Source organism: Helicobacter pametensis ATCC 51478 (assembly GCF_000518225.1).
In the GTDB taxonomy this organism is placed as follows: Bacteria; Campylobacterota; Campylobacteria; order Campylobacterales; family Helicobacteraceae; genus Helicobacter_G; species Helicobacter_G pametensis.
Map to the genome: position 1 here is coordinate 222,895 of NZ_KI912401.1, position 17,778 is coordinate 240,672.

Genomic DNA, 17,778 nt, shown 5'->3' on the forward strand with positions numbered 1-17,778 from the left:
AATGAAGGTTAGAATCAAAAAATTACATCAAGATGCAGTGGTGCCAGAGTATCAAAGCATCGGTGCTTCTGGATTTGATCTTTGCAGTCTTGAAGAGCTTGTGCTCAAATCTGGGCAGTGGAGCTTGATCAAGACAGGATTGGCTTTTGAGATTCCTATAGGATTTGAGTTGCAAGTGCGTCCAAGAAGTGGATTGGCACTTAAATATGGAATCACAGTTTTGAACTCCCCTGGGACAATTGATAGTGATTATCGAGGTGAGGTTGGCGTCGTCTTGATCAATCATTCTCAAAAAGAGTTTAAAATTTTTGCAGGAGATAGGATTGCACAGGGAGTGATTGCTCAGATCTCTCAAGTTGAATTTGAAACAGTGGGTGAATTATCTCAGACTTGCAGAGGAGATCGTGGGTTTGGAAGCAGTGGAATCTCAAAAAATAAAGGATAAAGTGAATGAATGTAAAGAATAATTTCAATCAGGTGAAACAGGAATTCAATAATGATGAAAAAGTTCTTGAAAGTGCCTTTAGACTTGAGGCTTTCTTTAAACGCAACAGAAAATGGCTATTTGGAGCCTTGGCTATCGGAGTAGTGCTGATTGTTAGCTATCAGATCAAAGATTATCTAGCAGAAAAAAGAGCACTGAGAATCACACAAATCTTTGATCAGATCCATCAAGATGGAGTGAGCGACGATTTGATGAATCAACTCAAAAAAGAGGGGGGAGAGCTTTATGAGTTTGTTTTGCTCTCTGAAGCACTGAAACACAATCAACAAAAAGATCTTGAGGTTTTACAAAAATCATCCAACTCTTTTATCGCAAGTTATGCTAGCTATGAGTTAGGTTCGCTTTCACAAAACTTTGATCATAAAAATTATGGAGAATTTAAGGATTTGGTTGTGCTTCAAGAAGGATATTTACTGAATTCGCGCAAAGAATTCAAAGAAGCTTCCAAAAAGCTTGATGCAATTGAACCGACTTCAGAATTGAGGGATTGGGCATTGAGGATTGGGCACTATGGAATCACTGATTAGATTTATCTGCATCATCTCTTTGGGATTCTTTGTTTTTTGGGGTTGTGCTTCAAGGGAGTATTTCAAACCCTTAGAGATTGATGGCAAGAAAAAAATGAGTGGGGATTTACCCTCTAAAATGATTGATGCATCCAAATATGGTGCAACACTTAAAAATGGAAGTGTTCTCACTGAATCTTCAGGGTTTTTTAAACTCAATCAAGGGGAGACTTTTATCGGTTATGGTCAAGGATTTTATTTGACAAGCAAAGAATGTAATACTTTGCTGATCTATGCTAGTGATCAGTCTCTTAAGGCAAGCCTTGAGATTCCATCCTGTCCTGTCACAGCAACAATCAGCGGAGATAAAGTAGCTATCGTGGGAAGCGATAATGCAAGCTATGTGTATGAAATCTCAAGCGAAAAAGAAATCTTTGCCAAAAAAGCAAATGCGGCATTGGCTGTCAATTCTTCTTTGCAAGCTCCAGTTTTTTATGCTGATTATGTATTTTTTCCCACTTTGGATGGAAGTATCATAGTTGTCAATCTCAAAACTCAAGAAGTGGAGCGAAGTTTGATCATCGATTCTGCTCCATTTTTCAATAATGTCATTTTCTTGCAAGTAGAAAAAGATCTCGTCTTGGCAGCGACTGCTAAGAGGATTTTGAGCGTTTATAAAGGAAATACATACACCCAAGAAGAAGAAGTGCGAAACATACAGCTTCATCATGGAAAAATCTACCTTTCTACTCTGGATGGACAGATCAAGGAAATGGATCTCACGCTCAAAACATTGCGTAGTTTGAAGTTTGAGTTTGCTTCACTCCCTGTATTTAATATTGTGCAAGATAGGCTCTATGCGCTAGAAGATGGATCTGGATTTTTAATCGAAGTGGATCTAAACCATTTCACCCCAAAGATCTACAAGATGGGAATCTCACGAGGGAAAAATGTGTTTTTGCAAAACAATAAGATTTATTATGATGATGAGTATTTGGAGTTTTGATTTATGATTTTGTGTGATGTTGGGAACACATATTTTCATTTTTATCAGAATGGAAAAATTTGGAAAGAAAATCTCAAAAATCTATCATCAAAAAAAGAGAAAGTTTTTTATATCAGTGTCAATCCAGAATTTGAATCTGCTCTTCTCAAACATCATCATTCATGCATCAATCTAGCTCCTTTTTTTGCTTTAGACACAGGATATGTCGGACTTGGGATTGATCGAATCGCAGCTTGTGAAGTGATAGAGGAAGGAGTGGTTGTGGATGCGGGCAGTGCAATCACGATTGATGTGATGCAGGGGGGGATGCATCTTGGCGGTTATATCTTGCCAGGGATTGGAAGCTTTGTAGATATGTATGCCAAGATTTCTCCTGCTTTGAAAGTGATGCCTGATTTGTCTGTGGGATTTGATTTGCTTCCTCAAAATACACGAGAGGCTTTGGGATATGGGATCTTAAAAAGCATCGTGGGTGTCATTGATGATGCCTCTAAAGGAAAGAAAATCTATTTTTGTGGAGGAGATGGGAAGTTTTTGGCAAGATTTTTCGATCAATCCATTTATGATGATACGCTTGTATTTCAAGGGATGCAAAAGGCACTAGAGAGATATATGCAAAAGCTTGGAAGTGCAGAATGAAAAAGATTGTTTATATGCTTCTGTTTGCCTCATCATTGCTCTGGGCTGAGTGGGTGATGTTTGCAGATTCCAAAGACACCTATTTATACAATACCCAAACAGGAGAGATCTATATCCGCTACAAGAAAAAGGGCAAAAACTATCAAGATGTTTTTGTCAAAATGCCGCGTGGAATGAGTCCACAAGAGATTGAAAATCATTCACCTACCAAACAAGAAACCAAAGAGGATCCTCTATTGGATCAAAAACTCAAGAGTCTTAAACAATCTCAAGATATGATGAATAAGGCGATAGAAAGTAGTTTTTGATGGAATATTTAGCGATTTTTAATATCGCATTTTTTGCTTCTCTCTCGCATTGTATAGGGATGTGTGGAGGGATCGTGCTTATGCTTAATGCCAAAGCCATGCAATCTCACAAAAATATTGTTTTCTCCAATTTTCTTTATAATCTTGGTCGCCTAAGCACTTATTGTTTGATTGGTGCTGTGTGTGGAGGGATGGGAGTTGCATTTGAAATCTCTAGGAAATTTCAAGGAATCTCAACTTTGGGCATAGGTATATTGATCACAATCATGGCACTTTTGATGCTTTTTGTACCCAAAGTCCTAAATACACTTGAGCCCTCACTCCACAAAAACTCTTTTTTGAAACGATTATTTGGAATCCTCTATAAAGATTTAAGTTACAAAAACTTATATTTCATTGGATTGCTCAATGGCTTCCTTCCTTGCGGGATCGTGTATTATTTTGCTTTGATCGCTCTATCAAGTGGTGGAGTGTTGCAGGGCATAGGTGTGATGTTTGTCTTTGGGATTTGCACATGGATTCCGATGTTTTTCTCTGGTATGCTCTCAGGATTTTTGATGTATCGTCTATGGATCTATCGCTTAAGTCTTGTTTTGATGATTGGCTTTGGTTTATACACGATTTATAAGGGGTTAAACGGGTTATAATTTTTGGATTAGATTGCGTGGGAGAAATGGGATGAAGAAAAGAGCAGTTTTTTTTGATCGTGATGGGATTGTTAATGTCGATCATGGTTATGTGTATGCGGCAAAAGATTTTGAATTTGTTTCTGGGATTTTTGAATTGCTTTCTCTTTTTAAGTCAAGAGATTATTTGCTTCTTGTGGTCACCAATCAATCTGGGATCGCGCGTGGTTATTATTCGCTAGAAGATTTTTTGAAATTGACAGAGTTTATGCAAGAAAGCATCAGATCTAAGCTTGGATTTGCCTTTGATAAGGTGTATTTTTGTCCTCATTTAGAAGGATGTAAATGCCGAAAACCCGAGATTGGGATGTTTAATCAGGCTTGTATGGATTTTGATATTGATTTGGAGCACAGCATTATGATTGGAGACAAAGAAAGTGATATGCAGGCTGCGCAAAATGCAGGTGTAGGGAAAAAATACTTTGTCACACTCAAAAACCCCTCTCAACTTATGCAAATTGAAAATCTCAAATGGGCTGTGAGTCTTGCCCAAATTGCAATTTTTGAACAAGGAGAGCAATGATGTTTATTGCAGATCAATTAGAAAACAAAAAAATTTTGATTACTGGTGGTGCGGGATTTATCGGGAGTTCTTTGGCGTTTTATTTTCAGACATATCATCCTCAAGCAGAGGTGGTTGTGCTTGATAAATTTCGCTCTGGAGAAACTTTTCCTAGTGGCAATTTGATTTCCCTTGGACATTTTAAGAATCTGATTGGATTTCGTGGGCGCGTGATTTGTGCAGATATCAATGATGCAAAGAAAATGAATAAGATCTTTGAAGAGAAGTTTGATTATGTCTTTCATCAAGCTGCCATTTCTGATACAACAGTGATGAATCAAGAGATTGTGATGCAAACCAATCATGATGCTTTCTTGCATCTATTACACTTGACACTGAATGGGGGAGGGAAGATGATCTATGCTTCAAGTGCTGGAACTTATGGGAATTCTCCAGCGCCCAATTGTATCGGGGTTGGTGAAATTCCTGAAAATGTTTATGGATTTTCCAAGCTTTGTATGGATGAGAGTGTGAGGGGGATTCTAGCTCAGAATCAAGATGCACATATTGTGGGATTGAGATATTTCAATGTCTATGGAGAGCGAGAATTTTACAAGGGAAAAACAGCTTCAATGATTTTGCAACTTGGACTCCAAGCCATGCATCACAAGAAAGTGCGCCTATTTAAACATGGAGAACAAAAAAGAGATTTTGTCTATATTCAGGATGTGATCCAAGCAAATGTAAAAGCGATGGAAGCACAAAAAAGTGGGGTTTATAATGTAGGGAGTGGAGAGGCTAGATGCTTCAATGACATTCTCAAGTGCCTCAAAACCCATTTGGGAGAATTTGATGTGGAATACATAGACAATCCCTATGCTTTTTATCAAAATCATACAGAGGCAGACATTTCACTTTCACAAAAATTTCTAAACTATCAGCCTAAATTTTCTTTGGAAGAAGGAATCAGCGCTTATATCCAAGAGATTAAAGAAATCTATGCAAGGGAGAAAAAGTGTCTATAAAGATCCCGCATATTTTGGTGGTTGGGGATTTGATGATCGATCACTATGTGAAGGGTGAGTGCTCAAGAATCTCTCCAGAAGCACCTGTGCAGGTTGTAGATGTCAAATATGAAGAAAATCGCTTAGGTGGGGCTTGCAATGTCGCACATAATCTTTCTGCTCTTGGTGCAAAAGTGCAATTATGTGGGGTCGTGGGAGAAGATGAGCAGGCGATCAAATTGTGCTCTTTGATCCAAGAAAAAGGGATTGGCTCAGAGCTTATTTTCACATCACCCCAAAGAATGACGACACAAAAAAGCCGCATTCTTGTTTCCAATCAGCAGATTTTAAGGATTGATCGTGAGAAAAAACAAGCCATCGAACAAGAGCTATTGGATGCAATGTTTAAAGCTATACAGTCAAAAATCAAAGAATTTGATGCACTGATACTCTCTGATTATGGAAAGGGGGTTTTGACTTTTGAGATGACTCAGAGATTGATTTTGTTGGCTCAAATGCATCACAAGATCATTTTGTGTGATCCCAAGGGAAGCGATTATTCCAAATATAGAGGTGCAACTCTTCTGACACCCAATAAAAAAGAAGCATTTGAAGCCACAGGGATTGAGATTGTAGATAAAGATTCGCTTCTTAAGGCTTTAGAAAAACTCAAAAAAGAATGTGAGCTAGCTTACTCGATGATCACGCTCAGTGAAGATGGGATTGGAATCCTAGATCAAGAGATGGAGATCATTCCCACACAAGCTCAAGAGGTCTATGATGTCACAGGTGCTGGAGATACTGTCATCTCAGCTCTTGCTTTTGCTCTTGCAAGTGGAAAGACGATACACCAAGCATGTAGATTTGCCAATACAGCCGCAGCGGTCGTGGTGGCAAAAGTTGGAAGTGCTGTTGCAAACCAAGAGGAGATTCTCTCCTTTCAAAAATCAGCAAACAATATAATTGATTTCAAAATCATCACATTAGATCAGCTCCCCCGCACCAAGAATCTAGTTTTTACAAATGGATGTTTTGATATTTTACACAGAGGGCATGTGCAGTATTTGCAAAAAGCTAAGGCCTTGGGTGATATGCTTGTGGTGGGACTCAATTCTGATGCATCAGTCAGGAAAATCAAAGGAGAAGATCGTCCGATCAATCCCCAAGAGGATCGAGCATATCTATTGGCTTCTTTGGAATGTGTGGATTATGTCATCATCTTTGATGAGCTCACACCTTATGAATTGATTCGAGAAATCTCTCCCCAAATCTTGGTCAAAGGCGCTGATTATGAGGGGAAAGAGGTAGTAGGAAGCGAGTTTGCACAAGAGGTGAGACTGATTGATTTTGTGGAGGGGAAAAGCACGACAAATGTGATTGAAAAAATCAAAGGAGGAAATCGATGGACAGTTCAGTAATCACTCAAGAATTTCAAGCCCATATCCAAGTGGCACAGCAGACACTTCAAGGATTGCAATCTCAAATCATTGAAGTCTCAAGCCATCTTGTTGAGACTCTCAAAAAGGGCAGGAAGATCTTAATTTGTGGCAATGGAGGAAGTGCGGCGGATGCTCAGCATTTTAGTGCAGAACTCACAGGACGATACAAGGTGGAGAGACGAGGGTTGCCAGCTATTGCCCTTAGCACCGATACTTCCGCCCTCACTGCGATTGGAAATGATTATGGATTTGATTTTGTATTTTCTCGTCAAGTTGAAGCCTTGGCAGAAGAGGGAGATGTGATCTTTGGAATCTCTACAAGCGGAAATTCTATCAATGTGATCCACGCACTCACAGAAGGAAAGAAAAAAGGATGCAAGAGTATTGGACTGAGTGGAAAGGGTGGAGGCAAGATGAATGAAGTGTGTGATTTGCATCTTGTGATTCCATCAAACGATACTCCACGCATCCAAGAGATGCATATCTTGATCATTCATCTTTTATGTCAGAGCATTGATGAGGCATTTGTGTGAAAAATCCAAGATTGACTTCCAAATTTTTACGAAAAATCTTTGTTGCTGCCTCCATTCGTCGATGGAATGATCAGGCTTGTCCGGTGGAGTTTGTCGAGCTTGACAAACAGGCTCATAAGATGTTTATTGCATATTTTTTGGCTTCTTATGAAGAAGAGAGGAGAGGAGAGAGAATTGATTGGGATAAGCTGATCTTGTTTTTTTGTTTTGAATTTTTTGAGCGAATGGTGCTTACAGATATCAAGCCCCCAGTGTTTCATAAACTCCAAAAACATCATCGCAACGAATTAGCAGAATTTGTCACCCAAGAACTTGCTAGCGATTTGGAACCCTATGGTTTGCTAGAGAATTTGGATTCTTATCTCAAATCTCCTCCCAAGTGTATCGAGACTGAGATTTTGCGAGCTTCACATTTTTATGCTTCCAAATGGGAATTTGACATAATTTATCACTTCAATCCCTTGATGTATGATGTGGAAAATATCAAAAAGATCATTGATTTGGAAGTGGAGCAGTTTTATCACCTGAAGGGAATCTCACAAATTATCCTTTATAAGAAATCTCAAGAAATCATTACAATGTTTGGACAATTAAGATTTCAAAAACGCTGGAGTCAGACTCCAAGAGTGCCAGAGACAAGTGTGCTAGGACATACATTGGTGGTGGCGATCTTGGGATATTTTTTGAGTCTTGATTTGGGATTGTGTGAGAGGATGCGTGTCAATCATTTTTTGTGCGGATTGTTTCATGATTTGCCTGAAATCTTGACAAGAGATATCATCTCACCAATCAAAAGAAGCGTCAAGGGACTTGATGAGCAGATCAAAAAAATTGAAGAAGAATCTGTGAGAGAGAAGATACTTGCTTTTGTCCCTCAAAATATTGTCGAAGATATCTTGTATTTCACACAAAATGAATTTAGCAATCGCTATAAGATTGAACATATGACTCACTATGCTGAGAGTGCCAAAGATCTCTTAGAACTTTATGATGAAGATAGATATGATGCTGTGTGTGGGGAGCTGATGAAGTTTTGTGATCGCTTAAGTGCATTTTTGGAAGCACGCATTTCGATTGCTCATGGGATTTCAAGCAAAGATTTGGAAGAAGGATCAAAAGGGATTTTGGAAGTGAGCAAAGATCAAGAACTGAGAGGGCTTGATCTTGGTGCATTATTGAGAGATTTTAGATGAAGGGGAGAATAGTCAAACTCATATTCTCAGCGCAGACTTGATGAGTAAGTTTGGCTTAAAATTATTATCTATTAGTTTTTTGCAAATCTTTCTTTGGGCTTTGGATGAAACTCAAGTGAAAACCAAGGTCAAACCCTATGAGAAGCATTTTTTCTCCATTATCACCCAGAATGATTCTTATTTCAATGCCTATATTGATCGCTACTATACAGCTGGACATGGCTTACTTTATAGCTCCAAAGAAGGAGATTATGGATTTCTAAACAAAATTGGCTTCATTGATGGAGTGACTTCATGGAGCCTTGTTTTAAATCAGAGTATTTATGCTCCCAAAGATCGTATGAATCCCAATCCCAGAAGAGACTCTCATCCTTATGCTGGATACCTAAATCTTGGTTTTTTGTGGCATCACCGAGGAGAAAATGTCTTAGAAAACTTAGGGATTCGCTTAGGAATGACTGGAAAGGCTTCCCTTGCTCAAGAAGTGCAGGATTTTGTCCATGGGGCTTTAGGGACGGTGATACTCCCTGGATGGGGAACTCAGCTCAAAAATGAGTTTATCTTCAATTTGCATTATGATGTGACTTATCGCTTTCCTCTTGTGGATTTTGGGGCATTTTCACTGGATGCTTTGCCTTATATTGAGGCAGCTTTAGGGAATGCTAATATTTATTTGCGAGGAGGAGCTGTGTTGCGAATCGGTCATCATCTCAAAAGTACATTTCTCCTTCAAGGAATTGCTGGAGAAAATGGAGGATCTAATAGCGGGCGAGTATTTGAAGATGGGATTGGCTATTATCTGTTTGTGGGAGGATATGGGGGCTATGTGGGGCGCAATATGTTTATCGAGGGAAATTCTTTTGGAGAGCGGCGAGCAGTTTTGAAGAAGTGGATGGGAGGCATAGTCGCTGGCATAGCGATTGTTTCCGGGGTGATGTCCTTTTCTTATGAGGCTCTCTATATCAGCAAAGAATTTAGAGGGCAAGATCGTGCTCATGGAATTGGGAGCTTTGTGTTTTCATGGAGTTTTTGAGATGAAAAAATGGCTTTTGTGTTTATGTATTTTAGAAGTGGCATCTGCAGTAGAATTGCAACCTTATGATCGCCACTATTTGGCTTTGATTTCTCAAAATGATGCTTATTTTAATCCAATGATTGATGAATACTATACGGCTGGACATAGTGTGTTTTATGCTTCTAGCGAAGGAGAATATGGAGGGCTCAATCATTTTGGATTTTTGGATGGCTTGACTTCTTTTAGTCTTGGTCTATCTCAAATTATTTATGCCCCAAAAAATAAGTTTGATCTCCTTCCTCCATCCGATGACCATCCCTATGCTGGATTTTTGAATCTTTCTTTTTTCATCCATCATCGCACGCAAGATATGCTTGAGAGTTTGGGTATCGCAGTGGGTGTGAGTGGAGCACTTGCTTTTGGAAGAGAGGTGCAAAATGGTGTGCATCATGCACTCAATGTGGGATTGGCTCAAGGGTGGGATACACAAATTGGCAATGAAATAACGATCAATATCTACTATGAATGGGCATTGAAGCAATGGCTTTACAAAAAAGAAAAATGGGGGGTAGATATCGTGCCAAGAGTAGAGCTTGCTTTTGGGAATGCTAATATTTATTCCAAATTTGATATGACATTGCGTTTTGGTTACAACCTTGAGAGTAGCTTTTTGTCTCAAGGAATCCTTGGAGAAAATGGTGCTTTGAATGGAGGAAGAGTTTATCAAGATGGGATTGGAGTATTTGGCTTTGTGGGGATAGGTGCGGGCTATGTGGTGCGCAAAATGGCACTTGAAGGGAATTTGTTTGGAATCGATAGATATGCGCGAAATATAAATCTTGAACCATTGATAGGAAATTTGATCATGGGTACAAGTATCGTATCTGGAGATTTTTCATGGACTTATAAAATGATCTATACAAGCAAAGAATTTGCAGAACAAGCAGGTGGGCATATGATCGGTAGTGTTTCTCTTGCATATAGTTTTTGATACCATTTTTAAACCAAAAATAAAGGAGCAAATATGAATGTAAAAGATTCCAATGGAAATCCCCTCAATGCTGGAGACAGCGTTCAAATCATCAAAGATCTTAAAGTCAAGGGCTCTTCTCTAAATCTCAAAAGAGGAACGATTGTCAAAAACATTCGCTTGACCTCCAAAGAAGATGAGATCGAGGGAAAAGTAGATAAAAATGGAGTCATTGTCCTTAAAACTTGCTTTTTGAAAAAAGTATAAAACTTTCACAAAAGCTAACTATCCCAATATTTCAAGATGAAAACTAGAGCAGAGATTATCGTTGTTGGATATCAATCCTATGAGTTTGCTCAGAGTTTGATTGTCGGAGAGATCGAGTTTTTGGAGTATAGATTGGATCTATCTCTTTTTGATGCTCTGATTTTCACATCCAAAAATGCGCTCAGATCGTTGGTCTGGAATGCCAATAAATATGAAGAGATGCAAAGCTGGCAGGAGATTCCAAGTTTTGTGATAGGAGAGGGAAGTGCGCAAGCTGTGAGAGATTTTGGGGGGATTGTATGTTATGTCTCCAAAAAATCTCATGGTGCATCTTTTGCTAGAGAGATCATTCCCTTGCTTGATCAAAAAAAAGTACTCTATCTAAGAGCTTGGAATATCGTGTCTCATTTGGATTTGATTTTGCAACAAGCTGGGATAAATCTTGTCAGTCAAATCACCTACAAAAGTAAATGTAAAACCCACTTGGTTTGTCAAGCTCCCAAAAAGGACAGTGTGCTGCTTTTTACATCTCCTAGTGCATATCGATATTTCAAAGAGTCCTTTGGATGGGATGAAAGCTATCTTGCAGTCGCACTTGGAAAAACGACTTATGCAAGCTTTGAGGATCAAATCCAACGCCTTCTTTCACCCTTTCAAGACATTAAACGAAGTATTGAATTTTTGAGAAAATCAATCTAGAACAAATCAAACCCCCCATTATTTCATAGTAAAATGCTAGCAACAATGCATGTCATCAGGGTGTGTGTTTGTATTTTTTAAAAAAGGATAGATGTATGAAGAAGTTCGTTATAAGTTCAATTGTAGCTGGTTTGCTTTGTGCGACGATGGCAAATGCTGAGGTTTATGCAACTGTTGATGGACAAAAAGTGACAGATAAGGATATGGAGTTTTTCAAGCAAGTGATTCCTGGATTTGATTTTGACAAACTCTCCAAGCAAGACAAAGAAGCCGCGATCAATCAATTGATCGAAAGAAAACTAGCCCTGTTGGCTGCCAAAAAAGACAAAATCGATAATAGCAAGGAGTATAAAGAGGCTCTAGCAATGATCCGAAACAATTTGGCAATTGATTTGTGGGTCAAAAAGCAACAACAAAAATATGCATCAGAAGTAACAATCGGAAAAGATGATGCAAAGAAATTCTATGATGCCAACAAAAATCTTTTTATCGAGCAACAAGCTCAGGCGAGAATGATCGTTGTCAAAACAGAAAAAGAAGCAAAAGACATCATCAATGATCTCAGAAAGAAAAAGGGAGAGGCACTTTTGAAAGCCTTTATCGAAACTGCCAATAAAAAGTCAATCGATCCTGGCGTGCAAAAAAGTCAAAATGGAGGAGATCTAGGAACTGTGAATAGAAATCAAATGCTTCCTCAATTTACAGAAGCTGTATTTAGCCTTAAGCCTGGAAGCATCACAACTGAGCCAATCCAAACAGAGGCTGGATATCATATCATTTATCTCCAAGACAAAACAGAGGCTAAAACTGTGAGCTTTGATCAAGCCAAAAACATCATCGAGAGCAATCTTAAGAATCAAAAAATTAGTGAAAAACTCCAAGAACAAATGGCAAAGATGAGAGAAAAAGCAAAAATCAAAATTGAGCCAATCAAATAATCAAGCCAAGGGGATCTTGAATGCTAGTTTCTGGAAATGAAATCTTAAGCAAGGCCAATCAAGAGGGGTATGGGGTAGGGGCTTTTAATTTTGTCAATTTTGAGATGCTTAAAAGTATTTTTGAAACTGCTCACGAAGTGTCTTCACCATTGATTATCCAAGCGAGTGAGGGGGCGATCAAATACATGGGTCTTGAAAGCGTTGTGGGGATGGTGCGTATATTTGCCTCACAATATCCTCACATCCCTGTAGCATTACACCTTGATCATGGGACAAGTTTTGAGAGTTGCAAACGCGCTATCGAGGCAGGATTTACCTCAGTTATGATTGATGCTTCACATCATTGCTTTGATGAAAATCTAGCGATGAGCAAGCAAGTTGTCAAATACGCTCATTCTTTTGGAGTGAGTGTGGAAGCTGAGCTAGGCAGACTTCAGGGGATCGAAGACAATATTTCTGTGGATGAGAAAGATGCGACTCTTGTCAATCCTCAGGAGGCTGAAATTTTTGTCCGAGAGACTCAGGTGGATTTCTTGGCTCCAGCGATTGGGACAAGTCATGGGGCTTTTAAATTCAAAGGTGAACCAAAGCTTGATTTTGAGCGTCTTCAAGAAGTGAAGCGTTTGACAAATATTCCTCTTGTTTTGCATGGAGCAAGTGCGATTCCTCAAAATGTAGCTCAGAGCTTTTTGGAAAGTGGAGGAGATTTGAAAGGAAGCAAAGGTGTGCCTTTTGAGTTTTTGCAAGAGGCAATTAGAGGGGGGATCAATAAAATCAATACAGACACGGATTTGCGCATTGCTTTTATTGCTGAAGTGAGAAAAGTGGCAAATGCCAACAACAGTGAATTTGACTTGCGCAAATTTTTCACTCCGGCAATGGATGCTGTCAAAGCTGTGATCAAGGAGCGTATGCAGCTTCTTGGAAGTGCAAATAAAATTTAAGGAAAATATATGGCAATAGGAATGAGTGAACTCAAAAAGGGCTTAAAAATCGAGATTGATGGGATTCCATACAGAATCACAGAATATCAACATGTCAAACCTGGAAAAGGTGCAGCTTTTGTAAGAGCGAAAATCAAATCTTTCTTGGATGGCAAAGTGATTGAGAAGACTTTTCATGCGGGAGATAAGTGCGAAGAGCCAAACTTGCAAGAAAAAAGTATGCAGTTTCTCTATCATGATGGAGAAAATTTTCAGTTCATGGATACTGATACCTATGAGCAAATCGCCCTTACTGAAGATCAAGTCGGTGATGTAGAAAAATGGATGATCGATGGAATGACTGTGCAGATCCTCTTCCATAATGACAAAGCAATCTCTGTGGATGTTCCTCAGGTTGTCGAACTCAAGATTATCGAAACTGCTCCCAATTTCAAGGGAGATACTTCAAGTGGAGGCAAGAAACCAGCCACTTTGGAGAGTGGAGCTGTCGTACAGATCCCATTTCATGTCTTAGAAGGCGAGGTTATCCGCGTCAATACAGAAACTGGTGAGTATGTCGAAAAAGTCAAATAAAAAATAAAGTATTTAATAAAAGAGGATCAAATATGTCAAGAGCTTTGCTTCCTGTCGCTCAAGGTTTTGAAGAAATCGAACTAGTCACTCTTGCTGATGTTTTAAGGCGAGCCAAAATAGAGGTTGTACTAGCCTCTTTGACTTCTTCTCTTGAAGTGAGTGGGGCTCATGGCATTGTGCTGAAGGCTGATTGCACTTTGGAAGATATCGATACCTTGGAATATAGAGCTATCGCACTCCATGGAGGGATGGATGGGGTGCGCAATATGCTAAACACTCCTTTGCTTCTAGAGCTAGTCAAAGACTTTTTGGCAAATGCTAAATTCATCGGTGCAATTTGCGCAGCTCCACTTGTGCTAGATAAACTTGGCTTACTCAATCAAGATTTTTGTTGCTATCCTGGCTGTGAAAATATGATGAAAAACACCCAAAATAAGCGCCTTGATTTGCCTTTTAAAACCTCAGGAAATATCATCACAGGCACAGGTCCTGCATTTGCGATGCCTTTTGCTATCGAGATTGTAAGAAATCTTATGGGTGAAGATATCGCGAGCAAACTTAAAAAAGAGCTTCTTTTGAGCAAATAATCTACTTTTTAATATGCTCCAAAAATTCGCTTCGAGTTTTTGAGCTTTCTTTGAAGATTCCTCGCACTGCGCTTGTAAGGAGGCTAGAAGATTTTTTCTCTACTCCCCTCATTGCCATACATAGATGAGTTGCCTCACATACAAGCATTGCTCCCTTGGGATTGAGTTCTTCCATCAAAGATTCGATGATTTGATAGGTTAGATTTTCTTGTGTTTGCATGCGTCGTGCAAAAATCTCTACCAATTTAGCAAAATCTCCAATACCTGCGATTCTCTCCCTAGGAATGTAGCCGATGCTAATGTGTCCAAAAAATGGCAAAAGATGATGCTCACACATCGAATAAAAATCAATATGTTTGACGACAATCATTTCATCATATGGAATATCACAAAAGGTTGAAAGAAAGACATCTTTTGGAGTTTTTTGATAACCACTTAGAAGCTCAAAATAAGAGCTTTCAAGACGCTTGGGAGTGTTTTGAAGTCCTTCTCGCTGTGGATTTTCACCTATGATCTGGCAAAGATTCTCAAAAAAATCTTCAAACATCATCTCCTCCTTTTATCTCGTGATTACATAGTGCTTCAAGTAAAATCGTGGCATAAGAGCCCTTAGGCAACTCAAAGGAAAGTTCAAGATGTGCTTTTTGAGGGATATAGTGATATTTGAGTTTTTGTGGAAAAACCCATGCGAAGCGATAACTACCTATTGCTCCAATTTTTGGATCGATAAAAGGCATCTGCAAATGCAAAGCAAGATCTGTGGGAAGTGTTGTCTTTTTGCCATACAAAAGACCACATGGTGAGATATCTTTCTGTATGAAACGCTGAGCATCTTGCATATTTGCATCTTGAGCAAAAAATAGTTTTCCATAAGGATAATGGTGTAATGCATCACCTTGAAAGATTTTAAAAAAATGAGGTTGCTGTGCAAGAAGCTTGATTTCTTGCGCACTTATAGTGAGATGAAATTGATCACCAAGAGCCATATGAGCATCTTTGGGAGAAAATGCCTGAAGGATTTTGCATAGCTTGATGCGATGAGCTAGCCATTGATTGAAGAGGTGGCTTTGATAGCTTGAGATCAGAAATTCTGAGAGTTGTCTATCTCTGATCTTTTTTGATCCATCGATGATTTGTTTTCCTTCAAGAAAGTTATCACCAAATTTTCCAAAGCGCTGAAATCCAAAATAATTAGGAATCCCCTCTATAGATATTTTTTGCATAATACTTTCAAGTTTGCAAAGATCATGGGGCATAACTTTTTTTAATCGGATAAAAAACGCATTGCCTTTGAGATGACCGATCCTAATCTTGTTGTGATGTCGCGCAAAAGAGAGGATTTTGATATTTTTAGATGCGAGAGTGTCTTGAGAGGCTATGACTTTGGCATAGAGCGAGTAGGGTAGAGAGATGTATTGCGTTGTCAAGGCATTTTTATCCTTGAGACCAGCATATCCCACTTCTTTGGTTTTGCATCCAATCACTTGGCAAAGAATCTTGATCATCTCTTGTGTGCTAAGCCCCTTTTTTCTGATTTGCAAGATCAGATGTTCGCCTTGATCACTCCATTCATAAAGTGGAATTTCTTGGACAATAAAATCTCTTGGAGATTGAGCGAAATGAAATGAAATAGGCGAAAAAGAATGAGGATAAAGTCGCATAAAGAAACCTTGAAAACATTTGGGAAATTATAACAAAAAGCAGTTTTTGTCATTTATAATACGCCCGCTGTAGGCAATTATTAAGAAAAGGAGAATGAATGTTTCAGTTAAGAAAACTACCATTTGGACAAGAGGAAATCGCTGATTTTTTGAGTGCAAAGACATTTGAATATCACTATGGGAAGCATCACCAAACCTATATCAATAATCTCAATAATCTTCTTCCCTCAAGTGATTTTCAAAATACTGATTTGCTAGAAATTATTTTGAAATCCAATGGAGGGATTTTCAATAATGCAGCTCAAGTCTTCAATCATGACTTTTTCTGGGATTGTATCTCTCCAAACGGAGGCGAGTTGAGTGCAGAACTAAAAGTTGCAATTGAGCAAGCTTTTGGCAGCGTGGAGAAATTCAAAGAAGAGTTTGTTGCCAAAGCAACGACTTTGTTTGGTTCTGGTTGGTGCTGGCTTGTGCTCAATGAGGATAAGCTTGAAATCATCCAAACTAGTAATGCGCAAGTGCCGATGACTGAGGGTAAGATCCCATTACTAGTTGTGGATGTTTGGGAGCATGCGTATTATATTGATTACAAAAATGCTAGACCAAACTATCTCAATCAATTTTTGAATTTTGCTAATTGGGATTTCGCATCCAAAATGTTTGCCAATGCCAAGAGCAAAGGAATGGAATCTATTAGAGATTATATTTCTTCTCTTTATTCCTAAAATATTCAACATCAAGGGGGAGAAAAAAAAGGGGGGGGGGGGGGTGAGATCACTCTTCCAAAAGGATGGACATACTCCCATCTTCCAAAAGATTGACATAGAGCTCTTTTCGTCCATTGGAGCGATAAGAGGGTTTGTTTTTCTTATCAAATGCCGTATATTCTTGGTTGAATGTAATCCTAAAAAGTTTCTTGCCCTCTTCATTGGGATATGGGACAATATCAATTTGTGAAAACTTGATCTTTTTCTTTTCATTTTTGTCAAAAATACGCTGTTTGTAGCGCTTATACTGCTTGTAATTAGTCTTATTGGGCTTCTTGAAATCTGGACTATAGAAAGCGATATAGTTGTCAAAATCTCCTTTCTCCCAAGTATCTTTCCACAGATAAAGCTGAGCCAAGAGATTAGCGATATCATCCTTGGTAGGTTGGATGTAGTTATCTTCATAAGTGATCAAAATCGTATTGTCAAAGCGTATTCTTTTGTCATATTGTGTGATGATCTCATTTTCGATTGCGATGCATCCTTTGGTATTTTTCTCATCTCGATTTCCATTGAGAGGCATACCATGGATCCAGATCCCATATCCTGTTTTTTGGAGTGATTTGTCATAAGCATTTGGATAAGAAGTCACAAATGCCATAGCGCCGTAGTATTGATCTAGTTTGGTAAGCTTATTTTTCAAATCATACACACCAATAGGCGTTGTGAGATCTCCACTGACTTTTTTGTTGCCCTTACCAGAGCCTACGAGTGCATTGCTTGAGCCAATTTGAGACACTACACCATCATTGAACTGATACAAAGAGAGATCAGGGATACTTTTGTTGGAGACGAAGATAAACTCCATATTTTCATAATAACCATATTGCACATCTTGATCTCTTAAAACACTAAGCCAATAATCCTTATTGACAAGGAGAGTCTGGATCTTGCTCTCTACTTCTTTGAGCTCTGTTTTGCGATAGCTATCAATGATGTCAATAAGGGCTTGATGGGAGATATCTTGAGCTTGAAGACCAAGAAAGGCGATAGATGATGTGATAAAGGCTAGCTTCTTCAATGTATGGCTCCGTTT

At 38.8% G+C, this 17,778-nt stretch carries 23 protein-coding genes; 20 read left to right on the forward strand and 3 right to left on the reverse strand.

Going from position 1 to position 17,778, the window contains the following annotated elements:
* Position 1 precedes the first annotated feature (1 nt).
* The 19 genes from dut to T391_RS0105750 all read left to right on the forward strand — a co-directional run bounded on the left by dut (position 2) and on the right by T391_RS0105750 (position 14,314).
* Positions 2-445, forward strand: a complete 444-nt coding sequence (dut, locus tag T391_RS0105660) for a dUTP diphosphatase (protein ID WP_027327512.1) — start codon at positions 2-4, stop codon at positions 443-445.
* Between the two features lie 5 nt (positions 446-450).
* Entirely contained in the window at positions 451-1,032 is a 582-nt protein-coding gene (locus T391_RS0105665) for a hypothetical protein (protein ID WP_027327513.1), read from the forward strand.
* Positions 1,016-2,017, forward strand: a complete 1,002-nt coding sequence (locus T391_RS0105670) for a hypothetical protein (RefSeq protein ID WP_027327514.1) — start codon at positions 1,016-1,018, stop codon at positions 2,015-2,017. Before T391_RS0105665 ends, T391_RS0105670 begins: the two co-directional genes overlap by 17 nt.
* Before the next feature lie 3 nt (positions 2,018-2,020).
* Entirely contained in the window at positions 2,021-2,656 is a 636-nt protein-coding gene (locus T391_RS0105675; RefSeq protein ID WP_027327515.1) for a type III pantothenate kinase, read from the forward strand.
* Positions 2,653-2,964: a hypothetical protein gene (locus tag T391_RS0105680; RefSeq protein WP_027327516.1), complete on the forward strand. Its 312-nt coding sequence runs from the start codon at positions 2,653-2,655 to the stop codon at positions 2,962-2,964. The genes T391_RS0105675 and T391_RS0105680 overlap by 4 nt, the downstream gene beginning before the upstream one ends.
* Positions 2,964-3,611 (forward strand): sulfite exporter TauE/SafE family protein, encoded by a 648-nt coding sequence (locus T391_RS0105685; protein WP_027327517.1) that lies wholly within the window; start codon positions 2,964-2,966, stop codon positions 3,609-3,611. Before T391_RS0105680 ends, T391_RS0105685 begins: the two co-directional genes overlap by 1 nt.
* Before the next feature lie 31 nt (positions 3,612-3,642).
* Positions 3,643-4,173: a D-glycero-alpha-D-manno-heptose-1,7-bisphosphate 7-phosphatase gene (locus tag T391_RS0105690; protein WP_034584197.1), complete on the forward strand. Its 531-nt coding sequence runs from the start codon at positions 3,643-3,645 to the stop codon at positions 4,171-4,173.
* Positions 4,170-5,177: an ADP-glyceromanno-heptose 6-epimerase gene (rfaD, locus tag T391_RS0105695; protein WP_027327519.1), complete on the forward strand. Its 1,008-nt coding sequence runs from the start codon at positions 4,170-4,172 to the stop codon at positions 5,175-5,177. The genes T391_RS0105690 and rfaD overlap by 4 nt, the downstream gene beginning before the upstream one ends.
* A gap of 32 nt (positions 5,178-5,209) precedes the next feature.
* Positions 5,210-6,574: a D-glycero-beta-D-manno-heptose-7-phosphate kinase gene (gene rfaE1, locus T391_RS0105700; RefSeq protein WP_034584200.1), complete on the forward strand. Its 1,365-nt coding sequence runs from the start codon at positions 5,210-5,212 to the stop codon at positions 6,572-6,574.
* On the forward strand, positions 6,559-7,128 hold the full coding sequence (gene gmhA / locus T391_RS0105705) for a D-sedoheptulose 7-phosphate isomerase (RefSeq protein ID WP_027327521.1): 570 nt from the start codon (positions 6,559-6,561) through the stop codon (positions 7,126-7,128). The genes rfaE1 and gmhA overlap by 16 nt, the downstream gene beginning before the upstream one ends.
* On the forward strand, positions 7,125-8,321 hold the full coding sequence (locus T391_RS0105710) for an HD domain-containing protein (protein WP_027327522.1): 1,197 nt from the start codon (positions 7,125-7,127) through the stop codon (positions 8,319-8,321). The genes gmhA and T391_RS0105710 overlap by 4 nt, the downstream gene beginning before the upstream one ends.
* Before the next feature lie 40 nt (positions 8,322-8,361).
* On the forward strand, positions 8,362-9,354 hold the full coding sequence (locus T391_RS0105715) for a lipid A deacylase LpxR family protein (RefSeq protein ID WP_027327523.1): 993 nt from the start codon (positions 8,362-8,364) through the stop codon (positions 9,352-9,354).
* Position 9,355: 1 nt separating this feature from the next.
* A complete protein-coding gene (locus tag T391_RS0105720; RefSeq protein ID WP_034583985.1) occupies positions 9,356-10,327 on the forward strand; it encodes a lipid A deacylase LpxR family protein in 972 nt (323 codons plus the stop codon).
* A gap of 33 nt (positions 10,328-10,360) precedes the next feature.
* A complete protein-coding gene (locus T391_RS0105725; RefSeq protein ID WP_027327525.1) occupies positions 10,361-10,573 on the forward strand; it encodes an alkylphosphonate utilization protein in 213 nt (70 codons plus the stop codon).
* 36 nt (positions 10,574-10,609) lie between these two features.
* Positions 10,610-11,272 (forward strand): uroporphyrinogen-III synthase, encoded by a 663-nt coding sequence (locus T391_RS0105730; protein ID WP_027327526.1) that lies wholly within the window; start codon positions 10,610-10,612, stop codon positions 11,270-11,272.
* Positions 11,273-11,367: 95 nt separating this feature from the next.
* Entirely contained in the window at positions 11,368-12,210 is an 843-nt protein-coding gene (locus T391_RS0105735) for a peptidylprolyl isomerase (protein WP_034583987.1), read from the forward strand.
* 20 nt (positions 12,211-12,230) lie between these two features.
* Positions 12,231-13,154, forward strand: coding sequence for a class II fructose-bisphosphate aldolase (locus T391_RS0105740; RefSeq protein ID WP_027327528.1), 924 nt, complete (start codon positions 12,231-12,233; stop codon positions 13,152-13,154).
* Positions 13,155-13,163: 9 nt separating this feature from the next.
* On the forward strand, positions 13,164-13,727 hold the full coding sequence (efp, locus tag T391_RS0105745; protein ID WP_027327529.1) for an elongation factor P: 564 nt from the start codon (positions 13,164-13,166) through the stop codon (positions 13,725-13,727).
* A gap of 32 nt (positions 13,728-13,759) precedes the next feature.
* Positions 13,760-14,314: a DJ-1 family glyoxalase III gene (locus T391_RS0105750; protein WP_027327530.1), complete on the forward strand. Its 555-nt coding sequence runs from the start codon at positions 13,760-13,762 to the stop codon at positions 14,312-14,314.
* 1 nt (position 14,315) lies between these two features.
* Here T391_RS0105750 and folE read toward each other — a convergent pair whose 3' ends face one another.
* Entirely contained in the window at positions 14,316-14,861 is a 546-nt protein-coding gene (gene folE, locus T391_RS0105755; RefSeq protein ID WP_034583989.1) for a GTP cyclohydrolase I FolE, read from the reverse strand.
* Entirely contained in the window at positions 14,854-15,975 is a 1,122-nt protein-coding gene (truD, locus tag T391_RS0105760) for a tRNA pseudouridine(13) synthase TruD (protein ID WP_027327532.1), read from the reverse strand. Before truD ends, folE begins: the two co-directional genes overlap by 8 nt.
* Before the next feature lie 98 nt (positions 15,976-16,073).
* Between truD and T391_RS0105765 the strand changes: the two genes are divergently transcribed.
* Positions 16,074-16,700, forward strand: coding sequence for a superoxide dismutase (locus T391_RS0105765; protein ID WP_027327533.1), 627 nt, complete (start codon positions 16,074-16,076; stop codon positions 16,698-16,700).
* A 49-nt stretch (positions 16,701-16,749) separates the two neighbouring features.
* Here the strand turns inward: T391_RS0105765 and T391_RS0105770 are convergent, their stop codons facing one another.
* Complete coding sequence (locus T391_RS0105770; RefSeq protein ID WP_027327534.1) at positions 16,750-17,763, reverse strand: L,D-transpeptidase Cds6 family protein; 1,014 nt, start codon at positions 17,761-17,763, stop codon at positions 16,750-16,752.
* Between the last annotated feature and the right edge of the window lie 15 nt (positions 17,764-17,778).

Excerpts from the sequence above, each read along its gene's own strand:
- dut (WP_027327512.1), top strand. The coding sequence starts at position 2 with ATGAAGGTTAGAATCAAAAAATTACATCAAGATGCAGTGGTGCCAGAG.
- T391_RS0105665 (WP_027327513.1), top strand. The coding sequence starts at position 451 with ATGAATGTAAAGAATAATTTCAATCAGGTGAAACAGGAATTCAATAAT.
- T391_RS0105670 (WP_027327514.1), top strand. The coding sequence starts at position 1,016 with ATGGAATCACTGATTAGATTTATCTGCATCATCTCTTTGGGATTCTTT.
- T391_RS0105675 (WP_027327515.1), top strand. The coding sequence starts at position 2,021 with ATGATTTTGTGTGATGTTGGGAACACATATTTTCATTTTTATCAGAAT.
- T391_RS0105680 (WP_027327516.1), top strand. The coding sequence starts at position 2,653 with ATGAAAAAGATTGTTTATATGCTTCTGTTTGCCTCATCATTGCTCTGG.
- T391_RS0105685 (WP_027327517.1), top strand. The coding sequence starts at position 2,964 with ATGGAATATTTAGCGATTTTTAATATCGCATTTTTTGCTTCTCTCTCG.
- T391_RS0105690 (WP_034584197.1), top strand. The coding sequence starts at position 3,643 with ATGAAGAAAAGAGCAGTTTTTTTTGATCGTGATGGGATTGTTAATGTC.
- rfaD (WP_027327519.1), top strand. The coding sequence starts at position 4,170 with ATGATGTTTATTGCAGATCAATTAGAAAACAAAAAAATTTTGATTACT.
- rfaE1 (WP_034584200.1), top strand. The coding sequence starts at position 5,210 with ATGATCGATCACTATGTGAAGGGTGAGTGCTCAAGAATCTCTCCAGAA.
- gmhA (WP_027327521.1), top strand. The coding sequence starts at position 6,559 with ATGGACAGTTCAGTAATCACTCAAGAATTTCAAGCCCATATCCAAGTG.
- T391_RS0105715 (WP_027327523.1), top strand. The coding sequence starts at position 8,362 with ATGAGTAAGTTTGGCTTAAAATTATTATCTATTAGTTTTTTGCAAATC.
- T391_RS0105720 (WP_034583985.1), top strand. The coding sequence starts at position 9,356 with ATGAAAAAATGGCTTTTGTGTTTATGTATTTTAGAAGTGGCATCTGCA.
- T391_RS0105725 (WP_027327525.1), top strand. The coding sequence starts at position 10,361 with ATGAATGTAAAAGATTCCAATGGAAATCCCCTCAATGCTGGAGACAGC.
- T391_RS0105730 (WP_027327526.1), top strand. The coding sequence starts at position 10,610 with ATGAAAACTAGAGCAGAGATTATCGTTGTTGGATATCAATCCTATGAG.
- T391_RS0105735 (WP_034583987.1), top strand. The coding sequence starts at position 11,368 with ATGAAGAAGTTCGTTATAAGTTCAATTGTAGCTGGTTTGCTTTGTGCG.
- T391_RS0105740 (WP_027327528.1), top strand. The coding sequence starts at position 12,231 with ATGCTAGTTTCTGGAAATGAAATCTTAAGCAAGGCCAATCAAGAGGGG.
- efp (WP_027327529.1), top strand. The coding sequence starts at position 13,164 with ATGGCAATAGGAATGAGTGAACTCAAAAAGGGCTTAAAAATCGAGATT.
- T391_RS0105750 (WP_027327530.1), top strand. The coding sequence starts at position 13,760 with ATGTCAAGAGCTTTGCTTCCTGTCGCTCAAGGTTTTGAAGAAATCGAA.
- folE (WP_034583989.1), bottom strand. The coding sequence starts at position 14,861 with ATGTTTGAAGATTTTTTTGAGAATCTTTGCCAGATCATAGGTGAAAAT.
- truD (WP_027327532.1), bottom strand. The coding sequence starts at position 15,975 with ATGCGACTTTATCCTCATTCTTTTTCGCCTATTTCATTTCATTTCGCT.
- T391_RS0105765 (WP_027327533.1), top strand. The coding sequence starts at position 16,074 with ATGTTTCAGTTAAGAAAACTACCATTTGGACAAGAGGAAATCGCTGAT.